The following is a 19960-nucleotide window of genomic DNA, read 5'->3' on the forward strand; positions in this document are numbered from 1 at the left end:
CGCGGGTCGTCGTTCGGCGAACGCGGCGTACGCAGTACCGACGTTGGTGAGGGCCGGCCGCCGTCAGTCGATGTCGCGCCTTTTCACCAGCGCTCCCGTCATGACGGCGAAGGCCACGAGATAGGCGAGCGCGAGGGCGACGGCGGGCCCGCCGGACAGGTTCGTCACCACCCCTGGCGTCCCGCCCTCCTCTGACACCGGTGTGGCGCCGAGTGCCGCGGCGAAGGAGCCGGCCACCGTGCCGGGCATGACGTCGGTCACTGGCCCGAGCCAGTCGAGCAGCGTTCCCGCACCGCGCAGCAGGTTCTCGACCACGAGCACCCACACGGCACCGAGACCGACGGCGAGCGCGGGGCTCCGTGACAGGGTGCCGACGGCGACTCCGGCCACGACCCACATCCCGAGGATCAGGACGCCGCCGCTGAGCGCGCGGACGATGTCGTCCACCGCCGGCCAGACGATGCTCTGGCCCTCGATGGTCGCCAACGTCGAGGAGATGCCCAGGTCGACGGCGAACGTCACGACGACCAGGCCGACGACGATCACGGCGAGTGCGACCAGCGTGCCCGCCGCCACGGCCAGCCGCCCGGGCCCCTGGGTGAACGCGGACTTCCAGGTCCCCCACCCGTAGCCGCTGCCCGCGGCGAGCGCGCCGAGAGTCAGCATGATGGCACCGCCGAACATCGGCATGCCCTGCACCACCGCCTCCGGTACGGCGGCCGGCATGAGGCCGGCGAACAGTTCCTCGCGCGAGACGCCCTCGCTGCCGAAGCCGCCGCCGTTGCGATAGCCGAGATAGGTGAACACGTAGTCGAAGATGATGTTCAGCAGCAGCCAGACGCCGAGCATCACCCACAGGGCCGGCCAGCGCCGCAGCCTGAGCAGCTCGGCGCGGGCGCTGACCATCACGGTGATCATCGCTGGTCCTCCTCGGTGGCGGTCATCTCGAAGAACACCTCTTCGAGGGAGCGTTCGGACGGGCGTATCTCGTGGACGTCGACCTCCGCAGCCACCAGGGCCCTGGTGACCTCGGCGGCGCGACCCGGGTCGATGCTGAGCCGCATCGCGCCATCGATGACCGAGACGGCGTCGTCGCCGGCGATCCGCATGCCGACGGCCAGCGCGGTCTCCATCGGGTCGGCGCGCACGAGCAGCCGTTGACCGCCGCGCAGTTCGCTGACGGTCGCCTCGGTGATGAGCCGGCCGCGCGAGATCACCCCTACGCGGTCGCACACCTCCTGCACCTCACTGAGCAAGTGGCTCGACAGCAGCACCGTGTGCCCGGCGGCGGCCAGGTCGGCGACGAGCCGCCGCATGTCGTTGACGCCGGCGGGGTCGAGCCCGTTCGTCGGCTCGTCCAGGATGAGCAGCTCGGGGTCGCCGAGCAGCGCCGCGGCCACGCCGAGGCGCTGCTTCATGCCGAGCGAGTACGACTTGAACCGGTCGTCGGCGCGGGCGGAGAGGTCGACCTGCGCGAGCGCGTGCCGGACCTCCTCGTCGCCGAGGCCGCGATAGCGGGCGAGCACCCGCAGGTTGTCCCGGCCGCTGAGGTACGGGTAGAACCCGGGGCTTTCGACGAGCGAGCCGATCCGGCCGATGGCGGCAGGGGCACCGGGGTCCAGCCCGAGCACGGAGGCCGTGCCGCTCGTCGGGCGGACCAGGCCGAGCACCATGCGCAGCGTGGTGGTCTTCCCGGCGCCGTTCGGGCCGAGGAAGCCGTACACCTCGCCGCGCCGCACGGTCAGGCTCACCGCGTCGACGGCCACGTGGCCGCCGTAGCTCTTCGTCAGGAGCCGCGTGCGAACGGCCGCCGCCTCCGGTGGTGCGACCGTGTCAGTGAGTGTGTTCATGGCTTAGAGCGTCGCCGCACCAGGCCGCCACGTCGTCCCCTCAGCGGAGGCACGCTGATACGCAGGATCGGGTACGCGGCCTACGCCGAGGCGGGGACCGTCACGCGAGGTCGCAAGCCGCCGAGTTCTCTGCTCAGGATGGTCGCGCTCAGCCGGGGCGCACGGTGACGGTGACATGGTCGGCCGGTCGGGCGCCGGTCACCTCGACGACGGTGAGGGTGTGGCGGGTGAGCCTGACGCTGGTGCCGGGTTCGCCCTTGACGATGCGGAAGGCCTCACCGGGGCCGGTGACCTGCAGCAACGCGGTGCGGCCCTGTACGGACGCCACGACGACCTGCAGGTCGGTCACGTACACGGGCCCGTGACCGGGTCGCAGTTTCTGGGTGGCAGGGCCGGTCCGCGCGACCGAGGCCCGTTGTGAGGGGGACATGGAGGAAGGCTTCGCCTTCGGTTCTCGATCGCCGGAACACCCGGCCAGAGAGGCGACGAAGGCGGCAAGACCCACAGCGATGGCGGCCTCCCGAAGGGAGACTTTCATTTGGCTGCCACGGATCCGATACTGATGTTGATGAAGGTGTCGCTGAAATCCTTCCATGACATGGTGACCTCCGGATAACTGGAGCCCCAAGGGTTCTGCACGGTCACCGTTTTATCCTGTTCGTTCACCTCTGTCAAAAAATACTCATGGTCAGTTGTTATCTCGCCGTTTTTAACGTAGTCGGTCGGCGGGCCGACATTTCCTATCAGTTGCTGGGCTATAGGGTTGACGACCCCTGCGGTTATCGGATTTCCGGAGTTGAATTCGGTGGCCAGCTCGTCGAAGTCGATCGGCTTGTTCCATGTGGCGGTATGGATGCTCAGGAAAACCGGGCTGCGGACCTCTCTTGATTTACCCGTGAGCACTCCGAACCGATCAGTGAACTTCCCGCCCTCTATATCGCCATACCCGCCCTTGATCTTCGCATAGGCCTTCTCCATGAGACCTGGCCATATCTCTTCCCTGTTCGAGTCGATGTCTCCGGTACCCGCGAACGCGGGGTTTCCGTTTTCGTCGGTGGGAAGGTCGGGAGTCACCGTGACCTCGGTGCGCACATTACCTGGAAACAAAGTAACGGTATAGGTGCCGTTGGCGTTCTCGCGGATGGCCTTCTGGATGATGTCGGGCCGCTTCAACGCGAGCGCACCCAGCGAGGCTATGAAGTAGCAGTCGCCGAGCCGACCCTGGCTGACGTCGCTCGGTTCGACTGGATACAGATTCCCGTTGATGAACGGCACTCCGCCCTTGACCGGCTTCAACTTGATGCCCTCACTGTCATCGGGAAGGCTCGGCTCGATGGTCGAGTCGTATTTCGCGATCCGACGGATCAGATCCAGCGGGGCGGTGCGCATGAGGCTGTCAGTGATCTTTCGGCGATCCGGCTCGACCTCACCGGCGGCGGTCGTGCCGAAGATCTTTTTGAGATCGGCGTCGCTGAGCCTGCCGAGGACGGCGTCACGTTCACGGGACGACAGCCCGTCGATGGCGCGGTGGATGCCGTTCATGTCGCGTGCCGTGACGAAGAGGTCGCCCTTGATGTCCTCGGCGACCTCGTGCAGCTGATCTGCCGCATTTTTGATCTTTGTGGTGTCGAAGCTGCCCGGATCATCGGGATTCAGCGAGGAGTCATGTTCCGCCAGTCGCCGCAGCGTGTCCGGGGAGGCATTGTTGCGGAGGATCTCGGTGAGCTTGTCCCTGATGTCCGCGGCGTCCATGTTGACGGTGCCGGAGTATCCGGTACGGCTGGCGAAGATCTCTTTGAGTTCGTCGTCGCTGAGTGCGGCGATGGCCGCGTCGAGGTCGGGGCCTTGGAGCTTCGACAGAGCCACCATGATCGGCTGCATCTGTTCAGGCAGGATGACGTCGCTGATCTTGTCATCAAGGGCGTCACGAACCTTCTCGACGGTCTCGTCGACCTTCTCCTCGTCCACCGCGAGCCCCGTATTCGGTGTCGCGGCCGCCGATGCCGCACGAGCGAACGGTTGACCGGCCTTCGCGGGCGCGCCCTTCCGTGTACCGGCTGTGCAGAAGAATTCGAACCACCGGCATCCGTCGTCAGCGGCTCGGCCGCCCACCTTCCCCGGGGGCCGGTCCTTGGCGGTGCCGTCGGCGTCGGCGACCGGCTTCGACGCCGGACCGTCGTCGCAGGCGGGATCGGACACCCTGCACACCGCGCCCGTGATTCCGCCGGTCACCACCCCGGGAAGGCCGCTGACCGCCACGGCCCCCGAAACGGCCGCGACGAGCAGGACCACCCCGAGATGGCTGATCGCGCCTTCGCCACGGTCGGCCCCCGAGAGGCGAAGTCTTGACATATATGAATTATCTTGATCATTAAGGACCGGAACAGGGTCTCAGGGCCCATGCCCACTGGACCTACCTTGGGCCGGTGCGGAGCCGCCCTGCGAGGTCAGAGGACGTTCAGGTCGGCCGCTGCGGCGATGGCCTGGGCCCCGGAGTCGTTCGGGTGCAGATGGTCGCCCGAGTCGTAGGCCGGCAGCAGCGCGTCGGGATCCGCGGGGTCAGCGTCGCGCCAATGATCTTGATGCCGCGGGCGCGCGCGGCACGGACCAGTTCCCGGTGCCCGTCGATGAGCTGAGCCACCGACACCACGGGGGAGCGGCGCAGCCGATGTCGCGCCCGCCGAGGCCGATGTCATTGGTCCCCTGCAGCACGATCACGGAGCGCACACCGGGCTGGTCGAGCACGTCATGGCCGAACCGGGCGAGGCCACGGTCGCCGCCCGAGCAGGGATGGTCGGTGAGCAGTAGGTTGCCGCTGATCCCGGCGTTGAGCACACCGAGGGGCCGGCCGGCGGCGACGAGCCGCTCGGCCGGGTAGCGGTTGTCGGCGCCTGGCGTCGACCCGAACCCGTCGGTCACCGAGCTCCACAACGTGACGGTCAGTTTCTCCAGCGGCCGCGCCGGCAGCCACGCCGGCCCGTCGCATCGAGGGTACTCGCGCGGGACGGCCGGGTCGTCCCGCAGCGGCGCGCCGTGGCTACGCGGGATCGCGTACGGGGGCTACGCCCGGCCGGGGATGCTCCAACGCCCGCGGCCTTCTATCGTCGAGGTCGTGACGAGGGTCAGGGAAGGTGCGCGGCGTTGGCTGCCGGACGCATCGCTCTGCGTGCTCTTTCTCGTGCTGGGCTTGATCGGTACGGAGCCCGCCGCCGGCTTCCAGCCACAGGCGTCCCAGGCCCCTGACGCCCTCGCCTACGTGCTGGTGGTCGCCGCGGCCCTGTCGCTCGCCGTGCGCCGCAGACCGGGGTTGTGCCTGGCGCTCAACGGAGCGGTGGTCACCGCGTACCTCGCGGTCGGGTATCCGTACGGGCCCATCCTGCTGACCGTTCCCGCCGCGGTGTACGGGGTCGGGGTGCGGTGGCCGCTGCCCCGGGCAGGCGTGGCGGTCGCCGCGGACTTCGTCGTACTGCTCGTCGCGGGGTTCGCCAAGCGGGCGCGTGAGCCGGGCGGCGCCGACGTCCTTGAGCACAGGATCTGGCACACGCTCGCCTGGGGAGCGGTCATCGCCGCCGCGCTCGCGGTGGCCGCGGCGGTCCGGGTACGCCGCGAGTCGGTGGGCAAGGTGCGCGTCGAGCTGGCTCGTCGCGTCGCCTCGGAGGAGCGGCTGCGGATGGCGCAGGATCTGCACGACTCCATCGGTCACGGGCTGGCGGTCATCGCGATGCAGGCCGGTGTGGCGCTGCATGTGCTCGACCGAGATCCCCAAGGGGCCAGGGACGCCATGGAGGCGGTGCGGGCGACCAGTCGTGAATCGCTGGAGAACCTCCGTGCCGAGCTGGAGGTGCTGCGCAGCCCCGGTGCGGCCGCGCGGCGGCCCGCCCCCGGTCTCGGGGACCTCGACCGGCTCACCGACCGGGTGCGGGCGGGTGGTGTGGCCGTGCGCTTGGACATCGATCCCGATCTATCGGCGGTGCCGCCGGAGGTGAGCGCCGCCGCCTACCGCATCCTGCAGGAGTCCCTGACCAATGTGCTGCGGCACGCCGGCGCCGCGGCGGCCCGGATCCGGGTCGGTTGCGAGGACGGGACGCTGCTCGTCGAGGTCACCGACACTGGCCCGGTCGACACCGCCGAGGGCGGGCCTGTCGGCCCCGCCGGCGCCCGGCCCGGCGCGAACGGCGGTGGCCACGGCATCCGCGGCATCCGGGCGCAGGCCGAGGCGCTCGGCGGTACGCTCCACGCCGGCCCTCGCCCGTCCGGCGGATTCGCGGTCGAGGCATGTCTGCCGCTGTACGGCGGGAAGGACCGGTGATCCAGTGATCCGGGTCGTCGTCGTGGACGATCAAGCGCTCGTACGCGTCGGGGTGCGCACGCTGCTGGGCTCCGAACCCGACATCGAGCTCGTGGGCGAGGGTGCCGACGGGCGCACCGGTGTGGCCAGGGTCCGAGCCGCGGTTCCCGACGTGGTGCTCATGGACATCCGGATGCCGGAGATGGACGGCCTGGCGGCGCTTCGCGAGATCTCCGGAGATCCCGCGCTCAGTGCGGTGCGGGTCGTGATGCTCACGACGTTCGGACTCGACGAGTACGTGTTCGAGGCGTTGCGCTCCGGGGCGAGCGGTTTCGTCCTCAAGGACGCCGAGCCCGAGGAACTGCTCCGGGCGGTGCGCGTCGTCGCCGACGGCGGATCGCTGCTGTCGCCTTCGGTCACCCGCAGCGTCATCGCCCGCTTCGCCCGGCCGGGCCCGGCGGCAGTGGCGCACCCGGGCGTCGAGCGGCTGACCGATCGCGAACGCGAGGTGGTGGGCTGGGTGGCCACCGGCATGTCGAACGACGAGATCGCCGCCCAGCTGGTCGTCAGCAGCGAGACCATCCGTACCCACGTGAGCCGGGCGATGCTGAAGATGCACGCTCGCGACCGGGCGCAGCTCGTCGTCTTCGCCATGCAGTCCGGCCTCGGCCCACCCGCGTGAGCCGAGAACCTGGTCACCCGGGCGACCTTCATACGCCACCGCGTTGAGCCGGCGGCCGGGGGCCTCGGCTGCGTCTGGCCGAGCAGCGTGCCGCCGAAGGCGATGACCATGCCGAGCAGCTGCACCGGGGTGAGGTCCTGGCCGAGGAGCGCCCAGCCCAGGACGGCGGCCGACAGCGGGCTGAGCAGGCTGAGGAAGGCGACCGAGGTGGCGGGGAGGCGCGAGATGCCGCGGAACCAGACCCAGTACGCGACGGCGGTGCCGATGACGCCGAGGTAGGTGTAGCCGAGCAGGTTCTCGCCGGTGAGGTTGGGCGGCGCGCCTTCGATCAGCAGGGCGACGGGGGTGAGCAGCAGCCCACCCGCGGTGAGCTGCCAGGCGGTGAGGCTCAGCGCGCCGACGCCCTCGGGGCGGCCCCAGCGCTTGGTGAGCACCGTACCGGCGGACATGGAGGCGGCCCCGGCCAGCCCGGCGAGCACTCCCGCGGTGTCGAGCCGTGCGTCGGCGCGCAGGACGATCAGGCCGACCCCGAGCAGCCCGGCGAGGCCGGCGAGCAGCTTGCGCGTCGTCGGCCGCTCGGCGAGCAGCGCGGCGGCGAAGGCCAGCGCGAACAGCGGGCCCACCGCGCCGAGCAGGGCCGCGACCCCGCCGGGCAGCCGGTACGCGGCCAGGAAGAGAAGCGGGAAGAACGCGCCGATGTTCAGTACGCCGAGCACCGCCGCCCGCCAGATCCACACGCCGCGCGGCAGCACCCGGGTGACGGCGAGCAGCACCAGCCCGGCCGGCAGCGCTCTCATCAGCGCGGTGAAGAGCGGGCGGTCGGGCGGCAGGAATTCCGTGGTGACGACGTAGGTCGAGCCCCAGGCGAGCGGGGTGAGCCCGGTGACGGCGAGGTCGCGGGCGTTCGGAAGGGAGGAACCTGCGCGCGGGGCGGCGATGATCGCCATCTGGATCACTCCTTATTGATAATCTCAACGTTGAGATAACAACACGGCGAGAACCTCAACGTCAAGTAGATGAACGTTAAGATTCTTAGTGATAAGGGAGTGTCATGGGCGACGCGGTGGACGTGGTGCTGGCCCAGTGGCGGCGGGAGCGGCCCGATGTGGACCCGTGGCCCATGGGCGTCATCGGCCGGATCTCCAGGTTGTCGCGGTTGCTGGACCGGGAGCTGAAGGAGTTCTTCGCCGGCCACGGGCTGGAGGGCTGGGAGTTCGACGTGCTGGCCACACTTCGCCGGGCCGGGTCGCCGTACGAACTGACGGCGGGCGCCCTGAACCGGGCGGCGATGGTGACCTCTGGAGCGATCACCAACCGGATCGACCGGCTGGCCGCGAAGGAACTGGTCGAGCGGGTACCCGACGGGACGGATCGGCGCTCGGTCCGGGTCCGGCTCACCGAACGAGGACTGGCGACGGTCGATGAACTGGTCGGGCTGCACGTGGCGAACGAGGCGCGCCTGTTGGCCGGCCTGGACCCGGGGGAGCGGGATCAGCTGGTCAGCACGTTGCGCGGGCTGCTGGAGTCGATGGGCGACACGTCACTGGAGTAGGCGGCCGCCTCCGGCTCTGACCGGCCGGGGCCGGGCGCCGATCAGCTCGGATGCCGCCCACCGGCCGACCGTACGTGACATCGGCTCGGTCGGATCGCCTCAGCGGACCCGCACCGCATCGGCGACGAGGTCCAGGACCGGGCGCGGCGGCCCGTCGAGCAGCGCGGGCAGGTCGCTGTCGCGTTGTTCCAGGAGACCGGCGTTGAGGTTGGCGAACATCGAGATCGAGTGCCCCACCTGGTACGGCTCGAGCCCGGCCTCGGTCAGGGCGGCACGGGTCCCGGTCAGCGATGCCGTCTCGTACCGAACCTGGCGGGCGAGCACTTCGGTGAGCATCGCCGCGATGTCGTCCCCGCCGACAGAGGTCGTGCCGACGAGTTCGTACGTACGCCCGGCGTGCCGGCGGCGACCATCGGCGGCGAGGTCGGCATGCGCTTCGGCGGCGACCCGCGCGGCCACGTCAGCGAGGTCTTCGCGGGCGACGACCGAGACCTTGCCGTCGCCGAACGGTGCCGCGAACACGCCGGTGGCGGCGGCCGTTCCAGCCGCTCCCGCCGCGATACCGGCCGCGATCTCGGCGTAGAGCCCGTTGCGCAGGATCGTGACGTCGAACGGGGCCTCGGCCAGCCGGGCCTCGGTCCACCGGTGGGCCAGCGCGATCGTGAGCCGGTCACCGGAGCCGGCCAGGCTGGTGTAGATCACGTGCCGGATCCCCGCCTCGGTGGCCGCCTCGATCACCGCGCCATGGCGGGTGAACACCACGTCGTCCTCGGCATATCCCGCGGAGACGAACACCAGCACCTCGACTCCGGTGAACGCCTCGGCCAGCGTTCCGGGCTCGTCGAAGTCGACCCGCCGTGTGTTGGTGCCGTCGCCGGTCCGGGTCCCCCCTGCCACATCGAGGCCGGGAACGCGGGCGAGCCGGTCGAGGACCAGTCCGCCGAGTGCGCCGGACACGCCGGTGACGAGAATCATGTGTGCTCCCCAGGTGTTGTGCTCGTTGACCGTCCACAGCATCGCGGCCGCTCGTCGCCGCCGTAAGGAGGCACTCTCATGTCCGTCGGGCATACCGCCGTAACCCCCCAGGTCGGCACGGATTCCCAGGTCAGCGCGGATTCCCAGGTCGACGTTGAGCAGACCGGGCCGTGTGGCGATGACGACTGCGGCATCCGCGAGGTCCTGGACCGGATCGGTGACCGGTGGACCGTTCTGGTCGTCGTCGAGCTGTCCAAGGGCGTACGGCGGTTCCGCGAGCTGCAGCGGGCGATACCGGGGATATCGCAGCGGATGCTGACCCTCACCACCCGCAGGCTGTGCCGTGACGGGCTCGTCGAGCGCACGGCCTACGCGACCATCCCGCCCCAGGTGGAGTACCGGCTGACCGTGATGGGGGAGAGCCTCGCAGAGATGATCTCCGGCCTCGCCGACTGGTCACGTGATCACAAGGACGCGATAGCCGTGTCACGACGGCAGTGGGACGCCGACCGCGGGTGACAGCGGGCATGTCCGGTCGGATCGGTGCAGGCCGCTCTCGGTCATCCCGCTCGGCGGGCCGCTTCGGCCGGCCGGTCGACGCCGCTGCCGGCTGCGGCCCCGAACGCCTCGTCGTACCGGTGGACGATGAGCCGCGCCAATGCGCGGTGCACGCCGAGCGGCCGGCTGACGTCGTCGGCGCCGGCGGCGAGGACACGTTCGTGAAAGAACCCCGGCGCGATGAGGTACGAGGCGATCGCGATCCGGCGTGCGCCGCGCGCCCGCAGGTCGGCCACGACGTCGGTGAGCGCCGGGCCGGCCGATGCCGCGAAGCCGTAAGGCACCGTACGGCCGAGACGGCGGCCGAGGAGCCGCGCGGCGGCGGCGACGTCGGCGACCCCCGACGGGTCCGAGGTACCGGCCGCTCCGAGCACGATGGCGTCGGCCGGGCGCGTTTCGCGCAGGCGCTCGGCCAGTACCTCGGTGAGCAGCGGATGCGGGCCGAGCGGGCGGGCGACCACGGCCCGGCCGCGGATCCGCCCCGGGATGTCGGCGCAGGCGTGGTGGCCACGGCCCAGCATCAGCGGAACCGCCACCACCGGACCGGTCTGGGGCCGCCCCGGCAACGCCGTCAGCGCCGCTTCGAGGGACGGCTCAGTGATCTCGGCGTACGACTCCGCCACCGTGAGCGCGGGCCGGAGCGACCGGACCCGGTCCAGGACGGCGCGAACGGTCGCGACCCCCGCCGGGTCGCGGGTGCCGTGACCCACCGCGAGCAGCGTCACCGCGCGCCCTCCTCAGGATGCCCGGTCGTGGGCCGTGGGCGCCGGATCGCAGGCCAGCCGGTAACCGCGTTTGACCACCGTCTCGATGAGGCCGCTCCGGCCGAGACACCGGCGCAGCCTGGCCACCGCCATCTCCACCGCGTGCTCGTCGGCCCGCGGACGGCCCGTCAGCAGGCCGCCGCCGGGTGAGCCGCTGGGCAGTGCCCGGCGCAGCTCGGCGCGGGAGACGACGTGGCCGGGACGGCGCGCGAGCACCTGGAGGATCGCCATCGGCGCACGCGGTATCGGGCGTAGTTGGCCGTCGACCACGACGGCGTGCCCGCGAAGCTCCAGAGCATGACCGTGCACGGCCAGCCGGCTGGTCCGCCGTACCGGCAGTTCGGCGACCAGAGCCCGGACCAGCGCGCCGAGCCGGGCGCGTTCCGGGCAAACCGTCGGCACGCCCCGCTCGTCCAGCGGGCGGGCCGTCACCGGTCCCACGCACGCGGCGACCACCTGGGTGCGCAGCGCGCTCAGCAGCGACTCCTCCGCGTCGTCCGACGCGGCGGCGGCGAGCGTCGCGGTGACGGCGGGCGCGCTGGTGAAGGTGATCGCGTCCACGGTGCCGGCGACGGCGTGGCCGACGAGGCGGCGCAGGGGCAGCGGGTCGTCGGCCGATGCCCACCGGTACACCGGGATCTCCAGTACCTCGGCTCCGGCGCGGCGCAGCGGGTCGGTGAGCAGCGGGGTCGGCTCACCGTAGAGCTGGACGACGATCCGCCGGCCGGTGACGTCGTCGCGCAGGAGGTGACTGAGGACCTCCTCGCAGCTCTCCGACTCCGGTGACCACGCTTCGGTCATCCCGGCCGCGCGTACGGCTCCGCGCGCCTTCGGCCCGCGCGCGAGGATCCGGGTGCCGTTCAGGTGTCCGATCAGGGCGTCGCGCAGGCCCCAGCCGTCGGCGGTCTCGAGCCATGCCCGCAGGCCGATGCCGGTGGTGACGACCACGTCGTCGACCGGATGCGCGAGCGTTTCGCGGGTGGCGGCGAGGAGCGCGGAGTCGTCGGCCAGCGGCATCAGCCGGATCGCGGGGGCGTACACCACCTGGGCTCCACGGCGTTCCAGCAGCGCCACGAGCTCCTCATGGCGGCGGGCCGCCGTGACGCCCACGGTGAATCCGGCCAAGGGCTCCTGGCTCACGGCTCGGCCACCTCCACGCGGGTGCCGTCGAGCCTGATGCGGAACGTCGGCACCGAGACGTCGGCGTCGTCGAGGCAACGTCCGGTCGCCAGGTCGAAGACCTGTTTGTACATCGGCGAGGCCACCGTGGCGTACCCGCCCCGCGAGCCGACGATCCCGCGGGCGAGGACGTACGCCCCGCTGAACGGATCCCGGTTGTGCAGCGCGAAGAGCCGTCCGTCGTGGGTTCGGAAGATCGCGACCTGCTGGCCTCCGACCAGCGCGCATTCACCGCGCTCGGGGAGCAGATCGTCGTAGTGGCAGATCTCCGCCCAGCGTGTGGCGGTCAGGGTCACGGCGTCATCACCTCCAGTAGAACGGGCTTGATCTGGTCGCGTTCGGGTGTGAAGACGATGCTCGGATCGGGGGTCCCTGGCGCGTTGATGAACGACACGAATCGGCGCAGTTTCTCCGGATCATCGAGCGTCGCGCGCCATTCGTCGGTGTAGCCCTCGACGTGCCCGGCGATCGCCGCGTCGAGCTCGGCGCAGATGCCGAGGCGGTCGTCGACGATGACCTCGCGCAGGTAGTCCATGCCGCCGTCGAGGCCCTCCAGCCACGAGGCGGTGCGCTGCAGCCGGTCGGCGGTACGGATGTAGAACATCAGGAACCGGTCGATGTACCGGATCAGTGTCGGCTCGTCGAGGTCGGTGGCGAACAGGTCCGCGTGGCGCGGCCGCATCCCGCCGTTCCCCGCCAGGTACAGGTTCCAGCCGTTCTCGGTCGCGATGATCCCGAAGTCCTTGCTCTGCGCCTCCGCGCACTCCCTCGCGCACCCGGACACCGCCGACTTGATCTTGTGTGGGGCGCGCAGGCCCCGGTAGCGCAGCTCCAGGCGGATGGCGAGGGCGACCGAGTCCTGTACGCCGTAGCGGCACCAGGTGGAGCCGACGCACGACTTCACGGTGCGCAGCGCCTTGCCGTACGCGTGCCCGGACTCGAAGCCCGCGTCGGTCAGGCGCTTCCAGATGCGCGGGAGCTGCTCGATCCGGGCCCCGAACAGGTCGATCCGCTGAGCCCCTGTGATCTTGGTGTAGAGGCCGAACTCACGGGCGACCTCACCGATGACGATCAGCTTCTCGGGCGTGATCTCACCACCGGGGATCCGCGGCACCACGGAGTAGGTGCCGTTCTTCTGGAGGTTCGCGAGGAAGTGATCGTTGGTGTCCTGCAGGCCGCCCTGCTCGCCGGCCAGGATGTGACCGTTGCCGAGACTGGCGAGGATCGACGCGACCACGGGTTTGCAGATGTCGCAGCCGCGCCCCCGCCCGTGCTCGGCGATCAGCCGGCCGAACGTCGTGATGCCCCGCACCCGGGCGATGTCGAACAGCTCGGCACGGCTGTGATCGAAGTGCTCGCACAGTGCCCTGCTCACCTCGATCCCGGCGGCGGTGAGCTCGGCGTCGAGGATGTTCTTCACCAGCGGCACGCAACTGCCGCAACCGGTTCCGGCTCTGGTGCAGGCCTTCACGGCGGGCACGTCGGTGAGGCCGTCGCGGGCGATGGCCGAGCGGATCGCCCCGGCGCTGACATTGTTGCAACTGCAGATGACCGTGGCCTCCGGCAGCGGGCCGCCGCCCGCGGCCTCGGTCGCGCCGAACAGCGCCTGTTCCGGGGTACCGGGCAGCTTCGCACCCACGTACGCGCGCAGCGACGGGTACGACGACGCGTCGCCCACCAGCACCCCGCCCAGAAGGGTCTGCGCGTCGTCGCTGACGACCAGCCGCTTGTAGATCCCGGCGACCGGATCGGTGTAGGTGACGTCGAGCGCGTCCGCGGACGGGTCGCCGAAGCTCGCCACCTCGACGCCCATGAGCTTGAGCCGGGTGGACAGGTCGGCGCCGGTGAACCGCGCGTCTCCGCCGAGTAGGCGGTCGGCGACCACCTCGGCCATCGTGAAGCCCGGCCCGACCAGCCCGTACACCATGCCGTTCACCAGCGCGCACTCGCCGATCGCGAAGACCCGCGGGTCCTCGGTGCGGCAGGTGTCGTCGACGACGATCCCGCCCCGCTCGCCCACCGCGAGCCCACCGGCGCGAGCGAGGTCGTCGCGCGGCCGGATGCCGGCCGAGAAGACGACGACGTCGGCCTCGATGACGGTGCCGTCGGCGAGGTGCACGGACCGGGTCTCGTGGTCCTCCTCGATGCGTTCCAGCCCGGCCCCGGCGTGCACGCGCAGGCCGAGCTCCTCGATGTGCCGCCTCAGCATCGCCCCGCCGCCCTCGTCGAGCTGCCGGGGCATCAGCCAGGGCGCGACCTCGACGACGTACGTGTCGGCACCGAGGCCCTGCATGGCCCGCGCCGCTTCGAGCCCGAGCAGGCCACCACCGACGACCACCCCGGACACCCGGCGTCCCGGCGCGAGGGCGGCCGGCCGCGTGACGGCGGCGCGGAGGTCGTCGAGGTCGTCGATGGTCCGGTAGACGAGGGCGGTCTCGGCGCCCGGCACCGGCGGGACGAACGGGACCGACCCGGTGGCCAGTACCAGGGCGTCGTAGCGCAGGACCCGCTCCGCCTCGGTCGTGACCGTGCGCGCCCCGCGATCGACGGCGATGACCCGGTCACCGGTGTGCAGTGTCACGGCCTCGCCATGCGGTGGATACGCGAGATCAGCGCCCTCGGTGAGATAGGACGTCAGGGCCACCCGGTCGTAGGCCGGGCGGGGTTCCTCGCCGACGACGGTGATCTGCCACCGGCCCTCGGTGTCACGCTCGAGCAAGGCCTCGACCAGGCGGTGGGCCGCCGGGCCGTGCCCAACGACGACGAGATGGTCGGCCATCCGATCAACCTCCTGACACGGCTCACCGCGATCCTGGCGACGCGGCGTTTCCAGCCGGAGTCCCGGCTGTTACCGAACTGCTAGAAGCCGCTCACGCCCGCCCGCACCGAGGTGTGAGGCCGGGCGTCGGCTCACCGCACGGTCTCTTGGGCGTCGAGCCACCCGAGGATTCCCTCGACCGCGTCCCGGCAGCCCCCGCAGCCGGTGGTCGCCCTGGTCTGGGCGGCGACGGCGGAGACCTCCCGGGCCCCGGCCTCCCAGCACGCGCGGATGCGGCCCTTGGTCACGTTGTTGCAGTCGCACACGGTCGCCGCGTCCGGGATCCGTACCGGCGTGTCGGCGGGGGTCGCCGCCGACAGTCCCGGGAACAGCAGCCCGAGCCGGTCCGCGGGCAGCGGCGCCACGCGGTCGTACAGCTGGGTGAGCAGCCCGGCCGTTCCGGTCTCGCCGAGCAGGATCGCGCCGACCAGCCGGTCGCCTCTGATGACGACCTTCTTGTACGTCCCGCGGGTCGGATCGGTGAATCGGACCACCTCGGCCTCATCGTCGCCGAGACCGGTCTCGCCCATCGCGGCCAGCTCGATCCCGGCCGCCTTGAGTCGCGTCACCAGCCGGGATCCGGTGTAGCGCGCGTCGCCGCCGGTCAGGACGTCGGCCAGGATCGCCGCCTGCTCCCATGCCGGGGCCACGAGCCCGTACACGTTGCCCTGGTGCTGGGCGCACTCGCCGATCGCGTGAACGAAGGGGTCGTCGACGGAGCGCAGCCGGTCGTCGACGACCACGCCGCGATCGACGGTCAGGCCCGCCGCCCGGGCCAGGCCCGTCACGGGCCGCACACCGCAGGCGAGGACGACCAGGTCCGCGGGGAGGACGGTGCCGTCGTCGAGCTCGACACCGGTGACACGACCGTGCTCGGTGTGCGCGGCGGTCAGCCGGGCACCGACCAGCGTGCCCACGCCGAGTCCGGCGATGGTGCGCTGGAGGACATCGCCGGCCTCCGCATCGAGCTGCCGGTCCATCAGGTGCCCGGCGACGTGGACGACGGTGACGCGCAGCCCGCGCCCGGCCAGACCGCGCGCCGCTTCGAGACCGAGGAGTCCTCCGCCGACCACGACCGCGCTGCGGGCCGTTTCGGCGTGGCGCAGAATCGCCTGGCAGTCGTCGATCGTGCGGAACGCGACGACGCCGTCGGCGTCCAGCCCCGGAAGCGGCGGGACGACCGGCGCGCTGCCGGTCGCGAGCACCAGCCTGTCGTACGGCGTGACGTCCCCGTCGGCGGAGAAGACCACCTTCCGCTCCCGGTCGATGCCGGTGACCTCGGCACCGAGCCGGGCGTCGACGTCGTTGGCGGTATACCACCCGGGGTCGATGAGGCGGATGTCGCCGGCCCGCGCGGCCCCCGTCAGCATGCTCGACAGCAGGACCCGGTTGTACGGCTGCCACGCCTCGGCGCCGAAGACCGTGATCCGCTGATTCCGATCCCTGGCCCTGAGCTCCGAGACCAGCCGCGAGCCCGCCATGCCGTTGCCGACGATCACGATGCGCACCGGCGCTCCCCCTCGCATCAGGCCATCTCCGCGCGGATCTTCTCGACGTGGATCTTCTCGACGCGGACGGCGCAGACCTTGAACTCGGGCATCCGCGACGTCGGATCGAGCGCCGGATTGGTGAGCAGATTGGCCCGCGCGGCACCGGCCCAGTGGAAGGGCATGAACACGGTGTCGCGCCGGATCGCCTCACTGACCCGGACCGCGGCGACCACGCTGCCCCGCCGGCTGGTGACCCGGACGGATGTGCCGTCGGCGACGTCGAGCCGCCCGGCGAGATCGGAATGGAGCTCGACATAGGCGTCGGGCACGGCGTCGAGCAGCGCACGCACCCGCCTGGTCTGCGTTCCGCTCTGGTAATGGGCCAGGACGCGCCCGGTGGTCAGGTAGAGCGGATAGGCGTCGCACACGTCCTCCGCCGGGCCGCGGTGCTCGACCGCGATCAGGCGGGCGCGGCCGTCCGGTGTGGCGAAGCGGTCCAGGAAGACCCGTGGTGTGCCGGGGTGTCCCTCACCCGGGCAGGGCCAGAAGACCCCGGTCTCTTTCACGATCCGCTCGTACGTGATGCCGGAGTAGTCGGCGAGCCCGCCCGCGCTGGCGGTGCGGAGCTCCTCGAAGACCTCCTCGGGCTCGGTGGCGTAGCGCCCGGCGGCCTTCAGGCGCTCGGCCAGCGCGGCGATGATCTCTAGGTCGCCGCGTACCCCGGCGGGCGCGGGCTGGGCGGCCTGGCGTAGCAGGACCCGGCCCTCCAGGTTCGTGATCGTGCCGGTCTCCTCCGCCCACTGCGCCGTCGGCAGCACCACGTCGGCGCGCACGGCCGTCTCGGACGGCAGGAAGTCGGCCACGACGAGGAGGTCGAGCGCGGCGAGGCGTTCCTCGACGCGGGTGGAGTCCGGCGCGGACACCACCGGGTTGGAGCCGAACACCAGCAGCGCGCGCGGCCCGCCGGTGGTGCCGAGCGCGCCGAGCAGTTCGGTCGCGGACAGGCCGGGACCGGGCAGGTCGCCAGGCTCGACCCCCCAGACGCGTGCGACGTGCTCCCGCGCCGCCGGGTCGTCGATCCTGCGATAACCGGGCAGCTGGTCGGCCTTCTGCCCGTGCTCCCGCCCGCCCTGCCCGTTGCCCTGTCCGGTCAGGCAGCCGAAGCCGGAGCCGCGCCGCCCGGGCAGACCGAGTCCCAGCGCCAGGTTGATGAAGGCGGTCACGGTGTCGGTGCCCGTGGCGTGCTGCTCGGCGCCGCGCGCGGTGAGGACGAGCGCCGTGGCGGCGGTGCCGAGTAGGCGCACGGCCTCGCGCATCAGCGGCACCGGCACGCCGGTGATCCGTTCGACCCGCTCGGGCCAGTACGCGTTGACCACGGTACGGACGGCCTCGAACCCTCTCGTGCGCCGGGCGAGGTACCCCTCGTCGATCAGGCCCTCGGCGATCGCCAGATGCAGGAGCCCGTTGGCGAGCGCGAGGTCGGTTCCGGGCGTCACCTGCAGGTGCAGGTCCGCCCGACGGGCCGTCGACGTGTTCCTGGGGTCGATGACGATGAGCCGCCCGCCCCTGTCCCGTTGCGCGGTGAGGTGACGGACGAACGGCGGCATCGTCTCGGCGACGTTGCCCCCGGCCAGCAGGATCACGTCGGCCTCGGCCACATCGTTGATCGGCACCGGCAGCCCGCGGTCCAGCCCGAACGCGCGATTCTGCGCCGCTGCGGCCGACGACATGCAGAAGCGGCCGTTGTAGTCGATGTTGGCCGTGCGCAGGGCGACGCGGGCGAACTTGCCGAGCTGGTAGGCCTTCTCGTTGGTGAGCCCGCCGCCGCCGAACACCGCGACGGCGTCCGGGCCGTGCGCCCGCTGGATCCGGTGGATCTCGGCGGCGATCCGCTCCAGCGCCGCGTGCCATGAGACCTCTTCGAGCGGGGCGTCACGGTGCGCGCGCATCAGCGGAACGGTGATCCGGTCCGGGGCGGTCAGCAGCTCGCCGGCCGTCCAGCCCTTCTGGCAGAGCGCCCCACCGCTGTTCGCCGGGATGTCGTCGCGCGGTGTGATGGTCCCCGCGTCGACGAACATGCCGCACTGCAGTGCGCAGTACGGGCAGTGCGTTGCCGTCGGAGACATGTGGCGATCGTGTGCCCGGCGGGTTTCGCCCCCGCGTCCCGCGCGTTACCCGGCCGCTACATGCGCTTCACCGTGGGTGTGACCGCGTTGTGCGGCCCGGCTCCCGGCTTCCTCACAGCACGGATCTCGCCGGGTGAACGAAAGTCAACACCGCCGCATCACCCCGTCCGTACTCCGGAAATCCCCGGTTCCTACCGTCCAGGCCAGTCGACCAATCAGGAGGTCTCCATGGCGGTCATCGAGCAGGACCTTCCGGGCACGGGTGCGGGTGGACGTTGGGTCACCGACTGGCGGCCCGAGGACCGGGAGTTCTGGAACAGGACCGGTGCGAAGGTCGCCCGGCGCAACCTCGTCTTCTCCATCTTCGCCGAGCACATCGGTTTCTCCGTCTGGAGCCTCTGGTCGGTGCTGGTGCTGTTCCTCGGGCCGGAGTACGGCATCGACCCGGCCGGCAAGTTCGTGCTCACGATGGTGCCCACGGCGCTCGGCGCGGTGCTGCGGCTGCCGTACACGTTCGCGGTCGCCGTGTTCGGGGGGCGCAGGTGGACCGTCATCAGCGCGGCGCTGCTGCTGATTCCCGCGATCCTGGCGGCCGTGCTGATCGAGCCCGGGGTGTCGTACGGCGTCCTGCTGGCGATCGCCGCGGTCGCGGGTGTCGGCGGTGGCAACTTCGCCTCCTCGATGGCGAACATCAACGCCTTCTACCCTCAGCGCCTCAAGGGCTGGGCGCTCGGAGTGAACGCGGGCGGCGGCAACCTCGGGGTCGCGGTGGTGCAGCTCGTGGGCCTGGCGGTCCTGGCGACGGCGGGCGCGGGGAATCCGCGCCTGGTGGCCGGGATCTACATACCGCTGATCGCCGCGGCCGCCCTGGCCGCCGCACTGCGGATGGACGACCTCGCGGGGGTGCGCAACGACAGGCGGGCGATGCGCGACGTGGCCCGGGACGCGCACACCTGGATCATGTCCGTCCTGTACATCGGCACCTTCGGCTCGTTCATCGGCTTCGGATTCGCCTTCGGCCAGGTGCTCCAGGTGCAGTTCGCGGCCGATTTCGAGACCCCGATCAAGGCGGCGTACCTGACGTTCCTGGGGCCGCTGCTGGGGTCGCTGATCCGACCGGTCGGCGGCTGGGCGGCGGATCGCCTGGGCGGAGCGAAGGTGACGTCCTGGACCTTCGCGGCGATGGCGCTCAGCGCGAGCGTGGTGCTCCTCGCCTCGACGCGCACGTCGCTGCCGCTGTTCATCGCGGGCTTCATGATGCTGTTCGTCTTCAGCGGGATCGGCAACGGTTCGACGTACAAGATGATTCCGGCGATCTTCCGGGCGAAGACCTCGGTGGCCGACGAGGCCCGGCGGCTGTCGGGGGCGCTGCTCGGCATCGCCGGTGCCGTCGGCGCCTTCGGCGGCGTGCTGGTCAACCTGGCCTTCCGGCAGTCCTTCCTGACCTACAAGACCGGCAACGCCGCCTACCTCGCCTTCATCGCGTTCTACGTCCTGTGCTTCGCCCTGACCTGGGTGGTCTATCTGCGCGCGTCGTCCCGGCGGCTACCCGGCGTTTGACTCCGCGGCGACCCACCGGAGCCACCGAGTGAGCGGCATGGTCCGGGGTCGGTCCCCGGTGGCCGGTCAGGGGTCGGGGCCGTTGAGGTACCAGTGGCCGGTGGGTGTGATCCACAGT

At 71.2% G+C, this 19960-nt stretch carries 17 protein-coding genes and 1 pseudogene; 5 read left to right on the forward strand and 13 right to left on the reverse strand.

The features are described from left to right. Window positions 1–63: 63 nt before the first annotated feature. From HKK72_RS15895 to HKK72_RS15915, 5 genes are all read right to left on the reverse strand, one after another. Window positions 64–918, reverse strand: coding sequence for an ABC transporter permease (locus HKK72_RS15895; protein ID WP_187235145.1), 855 nt, complete (start codon window positions 916–918; stop codon window positions 64–66). Next, window positions 915–1850, reverse strand: a complete 936-nt coding sequence (locus HKK72_RS15900) for an ABC transporter ATP-binding protein (RefSeq protein WP_187235146.1) — start codon at window positions 1848–1850, stop codon at window positions 915–917. Before HKK72_RS15900 ends, HKK72_RS15895 begins: the two co-directional genes overlap by 4 nt. Window positions 1851–1998: 148 nt before the next feature. Further along, entirely contained in the window at window positions 1999–2280 is a 282-nt protein-coding gene (locus tag HKK72_RS15905; RefSeq protein ID WP_187235147.1) for a hypothetical protein, read from the reverse strand. A 104-nt stretch (window positions 2281–2384) separates the two neighbouring features. Then, window positions 2385–4202 carry a C2 family cysteine protease gene (locus tag HKK72_RS15910; RefSeq protein ID WP_187235148.1) on the reverse strand — a complete coding sequence of 606 codons (1818 nt, stop codon included), beginning with the start codon at window positions 4200–4202 and terminating at the stop codon, window positions 2385–2387. Window positions 4203–4409: 207 nt separating this feature from the next. Next, window positions 4410–4769, reverse strand: coding sequence for a hypothetical protein (locus HKK72_RS15915; RefSeq protein WP_187235149.1), 360 nt, complete (start codon window positions 4767–4769; stop codon window positions 4410–4412). 193 nt (window positions 4770–4962) lie between these two features. Between HKK72_RS15915 and HKK72_RS42170 the strand changes: the two genes are divergently transcribed. Together HKK72_RS42170 and HKK72_RS41015 are read left to right on the forward strand one after the other, a co-directional pair. Beyond that, window positions 4963–6159, forward strand: a complete 1197-nt coding sequence (locus HKK72_RS42170; RefSeq protein WP_187235150.1) for a sensor histidine kinase — start codon at window positions 4963–4965, stop codon at window positions 6157–6159. 4 nt (window positions 6160–6163) lie between these two features. Then, a complete protein-coding gene (locus tag HKK72_RS41015) occupies window positions 6164–6820 on the forward strand; it encodes a response regulator (RefSeq protein ID WP_187235162.1) in 657 nt (218 codons plus the stop codon). 140 nt (window positions 6821–6960) lie between these two features. Here HKK72_RS41015 and HKK72_RS15930 read toward each other — a convergent pair. Further along, a pseudogene (locus HKK72_RS15930) lies at window positions 6961–7767 on the reverse strand (EamA family transporter); the annotation flags it as partial. Between the two features lie 104 nt (window positions 7768–7871). Here HKK72_RS15930 and HKK72_RS15935 point away from each other — a divergent pair. After that, a complete protein-coding gene (locus HKK72_RS15935; RefSeq protein ID WP_187235151.1) occupies window positions 7872–8372 on the forward strand; it encodes a MarR family winged helix-turn-helix transcriptional regulator in 501 nt (166 codons plus the stop codon). A gap of 99 nt (window positions 8373–8471) precedes the next feature. Here HKK72_RS15935 and HKK72_RS15940 read toward each other — a convergent pair whose 3' ends face one another. Next, complete coding sequence (locus tag HKK72_RS15940; protein ID WP_187235152.1) at window positions 8472–9347, reverse strand: NmrA family NAD(P)-binding protein; 876 nt, start codon at window positions 9345–9347, stop codon at window positions 8472–8474. Window positions 9348–9425: 78 nt separating this feature from the next. On the opposite strand from HKK72_RS15940, the gene HKK72_RS15945 reads away from it, so the two are divergent. After that, window positions 9426–9866, forward strand: a complete 441-nt coding sequence (locus HKK72_RS15945; RefSeq protein WP_187235153.1) for a winged helix-turn-helix transcriptional regulator — start codon at window positions 9426–9428, stop codon at window positions 9864–9866. Between the two features lie 41 nt (window positions 9867–9907). Here HKK72_RS15945 and HKK72_RS15950 read toward each other — a convergent pair whose 3' ends face one another. From HKK72_RS15950 to HKK72_RS15975, 6 genes are all read right to left on the reverse strand, one after another. Beyond that, window positions 9908–10630: a sirohydrochlorin chelatase gene (locus tag HKK72_RS15950; RefSeq protein WP_187235154.1), complete on the reverse strand. Its 723-nt coding sequence runs from the start codon at window positions 10628–10630 to the stop codon at window positions 9908–9910. Window positions 10631–10642: 12 nt separating this feature from the next. Then, window positions 10643–11809: a uroporphyrinogen-III synthase gene (locus HKK72_RS15955; RefSeq protein WP_315987282.1), complete on the reverse strand. Its 1167-nt coding sequence runs from the start codon at window positions 11807–11809 to the stop codon at window positions 10643–10645. Next, entirely contained in the window at window positions 11806–12144 is a 339-nt protein-coding gene (gene nirD, locus HKK72_RS15960) for a nitrite reductase small subunit NirD (protein ID WP_187235155.1), read from the reverse strand. Before nirD ends, HKK72_RS15955 begins: the two co-directional genes overlap by 4 nt. Then, window positions 12141–14627 carry a nitrite reductase large subunit NirB gene (gene nirB / locus HKK72_RS15965; RefSeq protein ID WP_187235156.1) on the reverse strand — a complete coding sequence of 829 codons (2487 nt, stop codon included), beginning with the start codon at window positions 14625–14627 and terminating at the stop codon, window positions 12141–12143. Before nirB ends, nirD begins: the two co-directional genes overlap by 4 nt. A gap of 131 nt (window positions 14628–14758) precedes the next feature. Next, window positions 14759–16174 carry an FAD-dependent oxidoreductase gene (locus HKK72_RS15970; RefSeq protein ID WP_315987283.1) on the reverse strand — a complete coding sequence of 472 codons (1416 nt, stop codon included), beginning with the start codon at window positions 16172–16174 and terminating at the stop codon, window positions 14759–14761. Window positions 16175–16191: 17 nt separating this feature from the next. Continuing rightward, complete coding sequence (locus HKK72_RS15975; protein WP_187235158.1) at window positions 16192–18282, reverse strand: molybdopterin oxidoreductase family protein; 2091 nt, start codon at window positions 18280–18282, stop codon at window positions 16192–16194. 228 nt (window positions 18283–18510) lie between these two features. Between HKK72_RS15975 and HKK72_RS15980 the strand changes: the two genes are divergently transcribed. Further along, entirely contained in the window at window positions 18511–19842 is a 1332-nt protein-coding gene (locus HKK72_RS15980) for a nitrate/nitrite transporter (protein WP_187235159.1), read from the forward strand. Window positions 19843–19960: the final 118 nt, after the last annotated feature.

The sequence above is a fragment of the Actinomadura sp. HBU206391 genome, assembly GCF_014323665.1.
GTDB lineage: Bacteria > Actinomycetota > Actinomycetes > Streptosporangiales > Streptosporangiaceae > Actinomadura_C.

Bases quoted from the DNA above. Each gene is read 5' to 3' on its own strand.
- HKK72_RS15895 (WP_187235145.1), bottom strand. From the start codon at position 918: ATGATCACCGTGATGGTCAGCGCCCGCGCCGAGCTGCTCAGGCTGCGG.
- HKK72_RS15900 (WP_187235146.1), bottom strand. From the start codon at position 1,850: ATGAACACACTCACTGACACGGTCGCACCACCGGAGGCGGCGGCCGTT.
- HKK72_RS15905 (WP_187235147.1), bottom strand. From the start codon at position 2,280: ATGTCCCCCTCACAACGGGCCTCGGTCGCGCGGACCGGCCCTGCCACC.
- HKK72_RS15910 (WP_187235148.1), bottom strand. From the start codon at position 4,202: ATGTCAAGACTTCGCCTCTCGGGGGCCGACCGTGGCGAAGGCGCGATC.
- HKK72_RS15935 (WP_187235151.1), top strand. From the start codon at position 7,872: ATGGGCGACGCGGTGGACGTGGTGCTGGCCCAGTGGCGGCGGGAGCGG.
- HKK72_RS15940 (WP_187235152.1), bottom strand. From the start codon at position 9,347: ATGATTCTCGTCACCGGCGTGTCCGGCGCACTCGGCGGACTGGTCCTC.
- HKK72_RS15945 (WP_187235153.1), top strand. From the start codon at position 9,426: ATGTCCGTCGGGCATACCGCCGTAACCCCCCAGGTCGGCACGGATTCC.
- nirB (WP_187235156.1), bottom strand. From the start codon at position 14,627: ATGGCCGACCATCTCGTCGTCGTTGGGCACGGCCCGGCGGCCCACCGC.
- HKK72_RS15975 (WP_187235158.1), bottom strand. From the start codon at position 18,282: ATGTCTCCGACGGCAACGCACTGCCCGTACTGCGCACTGCAGTGCGGC.
- HKK72_RS15980 (WP_187235159.1), top strand. From the start codon at position 18,511: ATGGCGGTCATCGAGCAGGACCTTCCGGGCACGGGTGCGGGTGGACGT.